At 63.8% G+C, this 9,231-nt stretch carries 10 protein-coding genes and 2 tRNA genes; 5 read left to right on the top strand and 7 right to left on the bottom strand.

Features of this window, described 5'->3' with window-relative positions:
- Positions 1 to 38 precede the first annotated feature (38 nt).
- The 5 genes from FNV92_RS14220 to FNV92_RS14200 all read right to left on the bottom strand — a co-directional run bounded on the left by FNV92_RS14220 (position 39) and on the right by FNV92_RS14200 (position 2,405).
- Positions 39 to 806 (bottom strand): hypothetical protein, encoded by a 768-nt coding sequence (locus FNV92_RS14220; protein WP_143845943.1) that lies wholly within the window; start codon positions 804 to 806, stop codon positions 39 to 41.
- Positions 806 to 1,321, bottom strand: a complete 516-nt coding sequence (locus FNV92_RS14215) for a hypothetical protein (RefSeq protein WP_143845944.1) — start codon at positions 1,319 to 1,321, stop codon at positions 806 to 808. Before FNV92_RS14215 ends, FNV92_RS14220 begins: the two co-directional genes overlap by 1 nt.
- Before the next feature lie 231 nt (positions 1,322 to 1,552).
- Positions 1,553 to 1,626, bottom strand: a tRNA-Gly gene (locus FNV92_RS14210).
- A gap of 366 nt (positions 1,627 to 1,992) precedes the next feature.
- Positions 1,993 to 2,196 carry a hypothetical protein gene (locus tag FNV92_RS14205; protein ID WP_041748229.1) on the bottom strand — a complete coding sequence of 68 codons (204 nt, stop codon included), beginning with the start codon at positions 2,194 to 2,196 and terminating at the stop codon, positions 1,993 to 1,995.
- A 29-nt stretch (positions 2,197 to 2,225) separates the two neighbouring features.
- On the bottom strand, positions 2,226 to 2,405 hold the full coding sequence (locus FNV92_RS14200; RefSeq protein ID WP_168213721.1) for a hypothetical protein: 180 nt from the start codon (positions 2,403 to 2,405) through the stop codon (positions 2,226 to 2,228).
- A gap of 196 nt (positions 2,406 to 2,601) precedes the next feature.
- Here FNV92_RS14200 and FNV92_RS14195 point away from each other — a divergent pair, with 196 nt between their 5' ends.
- On the top strand, positions 2,602 to 2,982 hold the full coding sequence (locus FNV92_RS14195) for a YciI family protein (RefSeq protein ID WP_143845946.1): 381 nt from the start codon (positions 2,602 to 2,604) through the stop codon (positions 2,980 to 2,982).
- A 9-nt stretch (positions 2,983 to 2,991) separates the two neighbouring features.
- On the opposite strand, the gene FNV92_RS14190 is transcribed toward FNV92_RS14195, so the two are convergent.
- Entirely contained in the window at positions 2,992 to 3,606 is a 615-nt protein-coding gene (locus tag FNV92_RS14190) for a TMEM175 family protein (protein WP_143845947.1), read from the bottom strand.
- 129 nt (positions 3,607 to 3,735) lie between these two features.
- Between FNV92_RS14190 and FNV92_RS14185 the strand changes: the two genes are divergently transcribed.
- The 3 genes from FNV92_RS14185 (at position 3,736) to FNV92_RS14175 (ending at position 7,957) form a co-directional block, all read left to right on the top strand.
- Positions 3,736 to 5,793, top strand: coding sequence for an ATP-dependent helicase (locus FNV92_RS14185; RefSeq protein ID WP_143845948.1), 2,058 nt, complete (start codon positions 3,736 to 3,738; stop codon positions 5,791 to 5,793).
- Between the two features lie 56 nt (positions 5,794 to 5,849).
- Positions 5,850 to 6,830 carry an NADPH:quinone oxidoreductase family protein gene (locus FNV92_RS14180; RefSeq protein WP_143845949.1) on the top strand — a complete coding sequence of 327 codons (981 nt, stop codon included), beginning with the start codon at positions 5,850 to 5,852 and terminating at the stop codon, positions 6,828 to 6,830.
- A 95-nt stretch (positions 6,831 to 6,925) separates the two neighbouring features.
- Positions 6,926 to 7,957, top strand: coding sequence for an LLM class flavin-dependent oxidoreductase (locus FNV92_RS14175; protein ID WP_143845950.1), 1,032 nt, complete (start codon positions 6,926 to 6,928; stop codon positions 7,955 to 7,957).
- Between the two features lie 117 nt (positions 7,958 to 8,074).
- On the opposite strand, the gene FNV92_RS14170 is transcribed toward FNV92_RS14175, so the two are convergent.
- Positions 8,075 to 8,160: transfer RNA gene (locus tag FNV92_RS14170), tRNA-Tyr, on the bottom strand.
- Positions 8,161 to 8,361: 201 nt separating this feature from the next.
- Between FNV92_RS14170 and rlmB the strand changes: the two genes are divergently transcribed.
- A complete protein-coding gene (gene rlmB / locus FNV92_RS14165) occupies positions 8,362 to 9,192 on the top strand; it encodes a 23S rRNA (guanosine(2251)-2'-O)-methyltransferase RlmB (protein ID WP_168213722.1) in 831 nt (276 codons plus the stop codon).
- Positions 9,193 to 9,231 lie beyond the last annotated feature (39 nt).

Here is a 9,231-nt window from a genome sequence, read left to right as displayed (position 1 = left end):
CTTCAGGCGGCGCCGTGATGTTGTGTGAATGACGACAACTAAGCCACTTGGACTCTCTCTGCTGCACGTTGGATCACGTCTGTGGCCTTCGAGAATGGAATTACATTCGCACCGACTTGAAGAAGGTTGAGATCTGAAGGCGACCACTTTTCAGCGTCGTCGTATACGATCCTTTGATCGATGGTCGGATCATTCGTGCTTCGCACATCCAAGTGCGCCACTACACGAGCGTTTATTGACGATGGATCGTTCGCGACAGGATCGACAATCAGCCTACGACCATTTGGGAATGAAATTACGTTGGCGAACTTGTGTGGCTTGTTGCTCTTTCCAACGATGGTGGCGGCCGATACTTGATCATCAAACTTATGCTTCAGAAACTCTGAGAGCATCCGCCTGAAGTCTCTGCTGCTTTTCAAACGGTGGTGGTCGTACAGCCAAACCGCAATGTCGCGCGCGGCGTTCGAGACGGCTAGAATTGCCAACGGAGCTGCCTCCAGCGGCATCCGATCAGATCGAATAATGCCGTTGCTGATGTCGAGGCCCTGCGGGCGAAGCAAGCCGCGAAGCAGCTTGTCCGGATTTCTCAGCACAGCTCCAGCACTGAGAGCTTCACCAACTGCCTCGCCTTCGTCCGACGCATATACCGTTTCGCGTCCGCCTTTCACTGTTACACGAACTAACCCGTTGGAAGGGTACATACAGTGCGTCGTAAAGCGCACGCCATCGCCAACCACCTCAATGGTGGCGATGTCCCGCATCCCGTGCATGATCGAGTCTGCGATATGTTCCAGATTGTCATTCATCACAGCAGTCTCTCTGGCCTCGGTAGTTCAATACGGTGATCTGGACCCAGTCCGACGATGTTGTTGTCAGCACAAAACCAACGCAGAATTGCGTCAAAGCTTCGGGCGCCAGTGACAAACTCCTCGGCGTTGTGAAGCTTCGGTGGCAAATTACCGGCACGACAGAAACGTCTATTTACGCGCCAAGAGTGATAGTGCGGGCCTCTTACGATTATAGGCACATTATCTTCTAATATTCGATGAGCGTTTGGGTGCACTTCGTCCGTATGATCTAGGCGACATACTGCACCGGGGAATAGCAGACCCACACGAAACTTCAGAATCGATGCGTCCGGAAACCCGACGATCATCAACTGCGCGCCGGTCTGCTCACCATTAACCTCTAACGGGAAATGAATAACCTTCTCGTAGGGAGAATAGCCGTTCGCCCAGGCCATGGGGACCTCCACGCCTATCGCCGTCTTCGGTGTCCGAAGAAACTCGTCCACCGCAGAGGCCACATCTGCTGCGGTCATTGCCCCTCCGCCCCTACCCTAAGCTGAAGTGTAGCGTCCCGCGGTTGATTGCAAAATCGTACTTTGGAGAAAGCTCCTACTCAGCTGTGATGCTCTACTGAAATTCAACTACTTCTACTTAGAAAAATCCGTACGCCCGAGAAAAAGGACGCGAAACCTTTGAGGACTCTCTACGGAGTCATCCGCCTTATGTAACACACTGAATCTTAAGTGATTTTTGTCGTATTTGACTGGAGCGGGTGAAGGGAATCGAACCCTCGTATTCAGCTTGGAAGGCTGCTGCTCTACCATTGAGCTACACCCGCATCACCGGCTCCCTAACACGGCCGGGCGGCGGTCTCAACTGCCCCGGTTGTGGCTTTATCGCCCGAAAAGCGGCCCGGGACCGCTTTCGGCGCCTTGTGCACAGGGCCGGTTCCACCCGCTGCCACCCTCCCCTTAACAGCGGCGGCCTGCCAGCCTATATTGGAATCTTCCGCAACCAACGAAAGGAGGTGATCCAGTGTCTCTTACCAAGCGCTGTCACCTCGCTGGGATCGCCCGCTAAGTTCTGAGAAGGGCTTGGCATCGGGGCGCTCTCAGCCCTGGACCAGCGAGCAAGAAATCGGGCGCGACGGGGTTTTCCCCGCCGCGCCTTTTCATTTGGGGATTTGCCTTCATCGGCGGGCGACTCAGATCGCGCGGAGCCATTCGCGCATGGCGACGGCGGCGATCAGCGTGCCGACGCACCAGGCCATGACCGCCCGGTGGGGCTCATCGCCGAGCAGCACGGTGAAGATGCTCGCGAGCAGGCATGGCGCGATCACCTTGCTGGACCTGCTCACGAGCGAGAGCAGGAACGGCATCGCGGCAATCGATATCTGCAGAATGCTCATTGTCGCAGGCTGTCACAAAGCGCGCAGCTTCAGAAGCCGCAGACGTTCGGCGCGCGCGGGCGCTTGCCGCGGCGGCTTTCGACGATGCGCTCGCCGCCGTTCTCGGCCGAGCTGCCGTAATAGCGGTGGTGGCCGCTCTGGTCGTGCAAATCTGCCGCGTCCGATTGTCCCGCCCGACGCGCGTCGCAGATGATCCTGATGGTCGACATGGCCGCCTCCGAAGTGTTCTTGGTGGCCATCAGTCGCCTTGGCTTTGGGCAGCGTTCACCCCGCAAGGCGGCAATCGGGTTTCAGGACGGTTTCGTCACGCGCGTCGCGACGCAATATTTTCGTCGGCGGGCTTGTCGGATTCGGCGGCGGTGATACGTCCTTCGGACAGCGAACTCAGAAGCAACCGAGGTGACGATGCTCTACGCCATCCTGGCCTATCACGTGGAAGACGAGCTCCTGGCCTGGACGCCTGAGCAGGACGCGGCCGTCGTGTCGAAAGTGATCGAGGTTCAGGCACCTCTGCGGGCAAGCGGACATTTCGGCCCGGCCGCCCGCCTGGATGACACCCAGAAGGCCAAGACCCTGCGCGGTCCCGGCGCCGGCATGGTGCTGGATGGCCCATTCGCCGAGACCAAGGAGCAGCTTCTGGGCTTCCACCTCGTGAACTACGACACAGAGGAAGAAGCGATTGCGGCGGCGCGCAAGCTGCGCGAGGTCAACCCGTCGGCCGTCTACGAAATCCGCCCGGTCAAGCTTTTCGTGCCGGCCGACGGGTTCGGTACGACACGGGGCTGAGCAGCCGCCTTACGCGCCCGGTCCGGTCCGCGCGCCATAGAAGCGCTGGATCAGGAGGCCGCCGAAGGCAATAAACCACAGGAAGGGCGCGGCGTGCGGCGCGAAGGCGGCCACGATCGTACCCGGAATGAACACGAGCAGCGGAAACAGCGAGGCCATGATCTCATGGCTCCAGCCGCCCAATATCCTCCACCAGAGCCAGGCGTTGAGGCCGGCGATCGCGCTCAGATGCACGCCATAGAGCACGGCGACCGCGCTGCTCAGGGGATAGTTGGTGTAGAGGCCGTTGGTCACCGGCAGCAGCACGATCGACAGCAGGAAAAACAAATTGAGCATCACCGCACCGCGGCTGCCCACCGGCTGCCGCGCCAGCCGCCGGTGATGGCTGATCCAGAACACGCCGGCGATGATGAAGCTGAGCGCGAAGCCGATCAGCTTGCCCGAATAGACCCGGGCCAGATCGTTCCAGTCGGGCGCACCGGTGAACACGGCCGCCTTCGGCAGGTCGTAGGCGAGCAGCGTCATGGCAACGCCGAAGATGGTGTTGCTGAGCGACTCCAGCCGCCGCATCTCGAACTGCTCGGGCTTAAACTCGGGCTTGGACTCGGGCTTGGGTTCGGTCATGCCGGGTGCGCCGCTTCTCGGGATGGAACTTTTGTCCCGCTTTTCCCTAGGTGTTAAATCGAGCTCCGTCCAGCCGCATTGCGATTCGCGCCGCGATAGCCGATTCTGACCGTTTCACCGGGGCGATTCGTGGCGACATATCTGGATACGCTCAATGCGGAGCAGCGCCGCGCCGTGGAGCATGGCGTGGCCGACGGCGTGACCGTGGGCGCGCCCCTGCTCGTCATTGCCGGTGCCGGCTCGGGCAAGACCAACACGCTGGCCCACCGCGTCGCGCACCTGATCGTCGCAGGCGCAGATCCGCGCCGCATCCTGCTGATGACGTTCTCCCGCCGCGCCGCGGCCGAGATGGCCGGCCGGGTCGAGCGTATCGCCCGAAAGGTGCTCGGCGAGAACAACGCCGCGATCATGCGCGATGCCCTCACCTGGGCCGGCACCTTCCACGGCATCGGCGCGCGCCTGCTCCGCGAATATGCCGAGCGGATCGGCGTCGATCCCGCCTTCACCATCCACGACCGCGAGGATTCCGCCGACCTGATGAATCTGGTCCGGCACGAGCGCGGATTGTCGAAGACCGAGAGCCGCTTTCCGGCCAAGGGCACCTGCCTGTCGGTCTACTCGCGCTGCGTCAATGCCGAGATGGAGATCGAGAAGGTGCTGGGGGCGCACTATCCCTGGTGCGCCGGCTGGGCCGCCGAGCTGAAGGGCCTGTTCGCGGCCTATGTCGAAGCCAAGCAGGCCCAGCACGTGCTCGATTACGACGACCTGCTGCTCTACTGGTCGCAGATGATGAGCGACGCGCTGATCGCCGAGGAGATCGGCGGCCGCTTCGATCACGTGCTGGTCGACGAATATCAGGACACCAACCGCCTGCAATCCTCGATCCTGCTGGCGCTCAAGCCCGACGGCCGCGGGCTCACCGTGGTCGGCGACGACGCGCAGTCGATCTACTCGTTCCGCGCCGCCACCGTGCGCAACATCCTGGACTTCCCGCAGAGCTTTTCGCCGCGGGCCGAGATGATCACGCTCGACCGCAATTACCGCTCGACGCAGCCGGTGCTGGCGGCGGCCAACGGCGTCATCGGCCTTGCCCGGGAGCGCTTCACCAAGAACCTCTGGACCGACCGCGCCGGGTCCCACAAGCCGCAGCTCGTCACCGTGCACGGCGAAGCCGACCAGGCCCGCTACATCGTCGAGGAGGTGCTGGCCAACCGCGAGCAAGGCGCGCTGCTCAAGCACCAGGCGGTGCTGTTCCGCACGTCGTCGCATTCGGGTCCGCTGGAGATCGAGCTGACCCGCCGCAACATTCCCTTCGTGAAGTTCGGCGGGCTGAAATTCCTCGATGCCGCGCACGTCAAGGACGTGCTGGCGCTGTTGCGGTTTGCCGAGAATCCACGCGACCGCGTCGCCGGCTTCCGCATCCTGCATCTGTTGCCCGGCGTCGGCCCGGCGACCGCACAGCGCGTGCTCGACCAGATGGCCGAGAGCATGGATCCGCTGGCCGCACTCGGCCAGCTCCCGGTGCCCGCGCGCACCGGCGCCGACTGGACCGACTTTGTCCGCACCGTCGAGAACCTGCGCTACTCGGAATGGCCTGTTGATCTCGAACGCGTACGGCTGTGGTACGAACCGCATCTCGATCGCATCCACGAGGAGTCCGAGACGCGCCGTGCCGACCTGATGCAGCTCGAGCAAATCGCGAGCGGCTATCCCTCGCGCGAGAAATTCCTCACGGAGCTCACGCTCGATCCACCGGATGCGACCAGCGACAAATCCGGGCCGCCCTTGCGCGACGAGGATTATCTGATCCTCTCCACCATCCACTCCGCCAAGGGCCAGGAGTGGAAGTCGGTGTTCGTGCTCAACGTCGTCGACGGCTGCATGCCCTCCGACCTCGGCGCCGGCACCAGCGCCGAGCTCGAGGAGGAGCGCCGCCTGCTCTATGTCGCGATGACGCGGGCCAAGGACGATCTGCACCTCGTCGTTCCCCAGCGCTTCTTCGTCCACGGCCAGGCCGCCAAGGGCGACCGCCACGTCTACGCCTCGCGCACCCGCTTCATCCCGGAATCCCTGGTCTACCTGTTCGAGCGCACCGCCTGGCCGAAGGCCGCCGCAGGCGCGGCGCGTACGGGCGCGCAGGGGCCGAAGGTCGACATCGGCGCGCGGATGCGGGGGATGTGGCGGTAGACACAAGAGGCTGGCGTCGGGACCTGTCAGGATCACCGGAACCACAGAGGTCCGCCATGAAAGCCGTCGTCGTCGAGCAATACGCCCCCATCGATCAGATCGCGCTGAAGGACGTTCCGTCTCCGCGGATCGAGCCCGGACAGTTGCGCATTCGGGTGGAAGCCGCGGGAATTGGATTTGTCGACGGCTTGAAGATCCAAGGCCTCTACCAGACCAAGGATCCGCTGCCCTTCATTCCCGGGACGGAGTTTGCAGGAATTGTGGCGGAGGCTCCGGGCGAGCCGGCAGGCTATCGGCCCGGCATGCGCGTGATGGGCATGACGCGCTCGGGCGCGCTCGCCGAAGAGATCGTCGTCAAGCCTGAAGCACTCCACCCGCTGCCGGATGGCGTTGCACCCGAGGTCGCCGCTTCATTCCGCGCCAATTATCTCACTGCGCTCTACGCCCTGAGCGCGCGCGCCATGATCGTCGCGGGCGAACAGTTGCTCGTGCTGGGCGCGGCCGGCGGCACCGGGACCGCGGCCGTGCAGATCGGCAAGCTGCTCGGCGCCCGCGTGATCGCGGCGGCATCGACAGAGGAGAAGCGCGCGTTCGCACGGGCGCACGGCGCCGACGAGGTGATCGACTACACGCAGGCCGGTTGGCGCGACACGTTCAAGGAGTTGACGGGCGGACAGGGCGCCGACGTGATCTTCGATCCGGTCGGCGGCGAAATCTCGGTGCAGGCGTTTCGCTCCATCGCCTGGCGCGGACGCCATCTCGTGGTTGGCTTCGCCGCCGGCGCCATTCCCGCGCTGCCGTTCAATCTGCCGCTGCTCAAGGGCGGCGCCCTGCTCGGCGTCGACCTCGCGCAAATCCCAACGCGCGAGCCCGACGTCCAGAAGCGCCTGATGTCCCAGCTGATCGGCTGGCTCGCCGAAGGCAAGCTGAAGCCCGCAGTCGGCCGCGTCTTCGCGCTGGAGGATTTTCGCGAGGCGTTCAAGACGATGCAAACGCGCGCAGCCCTCGGCAAGATGGTCGTACGGATCTCGAAATAGGCCTCACGAACGGAAACCGAGCATTTCCGTGCGCGCCCTTGTGGCCTGGCTGCGGTTCATTAGATCTGGCCGATCATCCCACAGAGACCTGATCGATGACCGCACCGCTCGAATTCGGACTGGATACCTTTGGCGACGTCACCAGGGATGCCTCCGGCACCACGCTTGCGCATGCGCAGGTGATCCGCAACGTCGTCGACGAGGCGGTGCTGGCCGACGAGCTCGGCCTCGATTTCATCGGGCTCGGCGAGCACCACCGATCTGATTTCGCGATCTCCTCGCCCGAGACCGTGCTCGCGGCCATCGCGGCGCGCACGAAACGCATTCATCTCGGCTCGGCCGTGACGGTGCTCTCCTCGGACGACCCAATCCGCGTGTTCCAGCGCTTTGCGACGCTGGATGCACTCTCGAGCGGCCGCGCCGAAGTGATCCTCGGCCGCGGCTCGTTCACGGAATCCTTTCCGCTGTTCGGATTCGATCTGCGCAAATACGAAGAGCTGTTCGAGGAAAAGCTCGATCTGTTCGCCACCCTGCTGCCGCAGAAGCCGGTGAGCTGGGAAGGCAAGCTGCGTCCGCCGCTCAGGGATCAGCTGGTCTATCCTCCTGTCGAGAACGGCACGTTGAAGACATGGATCGGCGTCGGCGGCAGCCCGAAATCGGTGGTGCGCGCGGCGCATTACGATCTGCCCCTGATGCTCGCGATCATCGGCGGCGATCCGGCGCGCTTTGCGCCCTTCGTCGATCTCTATCACCGCGCCTTCAAGGAGTTCGGCCGCCCCGCACAGCCGATCGGCGTGCACTCGCCCGGTTACGTCGCCGAGACCGATGCGCAGGCACGCGAAGAGCTGTGGCCGCACTACAAGGCGATGCGCGACCGCATCGGCAAAGAGCGCGGCTGGCCGCCGATGGGCCGCGACGAGTTCGTCAGCGAGGCCGAGCACGGCTCGCTCTATGTCGGCTCGCCGGAGACGGTCGCGCGCAAGATCGCCAAGACCGCGAAGACGCTCGGCATTTCGCGCTTCCAGCTGAAATACTCGGCCGGGCCGCTGCCGCACGAGAAGCTGATGACAAGCATCGAGCTCTATGGGCGGAAGGTGGTGCCGACGGTGCGGGAGATGATGGGGTAGCTCGTTGAGTCGGTCCCGCCTACGGCCTGCAGGCTATGGCGTGACAGTCTTCGCTAGCTTCGCGTGACGATGATCTGGCCGGCTTGCCGAGCCGCAGCTCGCGAAGCGAGCGAAGGATGGTGGGGGAAGAAGGACTCGAACCTTCGAAGTCATAAGACGGCTGATTTACAGTCAGCTCCCTTTGCCACTCGGGACACTCCCCCGCTCAACGGCAGCACATCGGGCCGGACTTTCCGGCGACCGAAGACGGCCATGGAACTTGAAGCCGCAACAGCCCAGATGGGGACGCGACCGGGCGCGGTTATGGGCGAAACGGGTGGGCAAAGTCAACCAAGACGACCAGCTAAATCACCCCCGATAGGCCCAAATTGCCATATTCGGGGACCCATGACACAAGCAAGCCCATGAACGATCGAAAATTCGGCCCGAAAGGTCGCCGCGGCGGCGGTAAGCCCTTCAAAAAACCCGGGAAATCGGCCGGCCGGCCGCCCCGGCGCGAGCGCGATTCGGACCCCGACGGGCCGGTCATCCTCTATGGCTGGCACACCGTCACCATGGCGCTCGCCAATCCGGCGCGGCAGATCCGCAAGCTGACGCTGACCGAGAACGCCGCAAGGCGGCTGGCGGACGAAAACATCGAAACCCGGGTCCCCCCCGAGATCGTCCGGCCCCAGGAGATCGACCGGCTGCTGTCGCCCGACGCGGTGCACCAGGGCCTGCTCGCCGAGGCCGATCCCCTGCCCTCGCCTGATATCGAGGACCTGCAGCTCGAGGGCATGGTGCTGGTGCTCGACCAGATCACCGATCCGCACAATGTCGGCGCCATCCTGCGCTCCGCCGCGGCGTTCGCGGTGAAGGCGGTCGTGACCACCGCGCGCCACAGTCCGGAGGCCACCGGCGTGCTGGCCAAGGCCGCCTCAGGCGCGCTCGAGCTGGTGCCTGTTGTCACCGTGCCGAACCTCGCGCGCGCGCTGACCGAACTGAACGAGCGCGGCTTCCTCACCGTCGGCCTCGACAGCGAAGGCGGCGAAGATCTCAGCGAGGTCCCGCTGCGCGAACCGCTCGCGCTGGTGCTGGGGGCCGAAGGCAAAGGCCTGCGGCAATTGACCCGCGAGACCTGCAGCATCGTGGCACGGCTCGACATGCCCGGCGAGATCAAGAGCCTCAACGTCTCGAATGCCGCCGTGCTCTCGCTCTATGTCGGCGCGAGCCGGCTCGGGCTGATGAAGCGGTGAGAACAGCAAAACGCCCGCCCGCACGGTGCGGACGGGCGC

It is taken from the genome of Bradyrhizobium cosmicum, from assembly GCF_007290395.2.
Taxonomy (GTDB): domain Bacteria; phylum Pseudomonadota; class Alphaproteobacteria; order Rhizobiales; family Xanthobacteraceae; genus Bradyrhizobium; species Bradyrhizobium cosmicum.
This window is presented reverse-complemented; position numbering and strand designations above follow the sequence as displayed.

What these genes read in the sequence shown, in the direction of transcription:
- FNV92_RS14195 (WP_143845946.1), top strand. Translation starts at nt 2,602, where the DNA reads ATGCTCTACGCCATCCTGGCCTATCACGTGGAAGACGAGCTCCTGGCC.
- FNV92_RS14175 (WP_143845950.1), top strand. Translation starts at nt 6,926, where the DNA reads ATGACCGCACCGCTCGAATTCGGACTGGATACCTTTGGCGACGTCACC.
- FNV92_RS14200 (WP_168213721.1), bottom strand. Translation starts at nt 2,405, where the DNA reads ATGTCGACCATCAGGATCATCTGCGACGCGCGTCGGGCGGGACAATCG.
- FNV92_RS14190 (WP_143845947.1), bottom strand. Translation starts at nt 3,606, where the DNA reads ATGACCGAACCCAAGCCCGAGTCCAAGCCCGAGTTTAAGCCCGAGCAG.
- rlmB (WP_168213722.1), top strand. Translation starts at nt 8,362, where the DNA reads ATGAACGATCGAAAATTCGGCCCGAAAGGTCGCCGCGGCGGCGGTAAG.
- FNV92_RS14205 (WP_041748229.1), bottom strand. Translation starts at nt 2,196, where the DNA reads ATGAGCATTCTGCAGATATCGATTGCCGCGATGCCGTTCCTGCTCTCG.
- FNV92_RS14220 (WP_143845943.1), bottom strand. Translation starts at nt 806, where the DNA reads ATGAATGACAATCTGGAACATATCGCAGACTCGATCATGCACGGGATG.
- FNV92_RS14180 (WP_143845949.1), top strand. Translation starts at nt 5,850, where the DNA reads ATGAAAGCCGTCGTCGTCGAGCAATACGCCCCCATCGATCAGATCGCG.
- FNV92_RS14215 (WP_143845944.1), bottom strand. Translation starts at nt 1,321, where the DNA reads ATGACCGCAGCAGATGTGGCCTCTGCGGTGGACGAGTTTCTTCGGACA.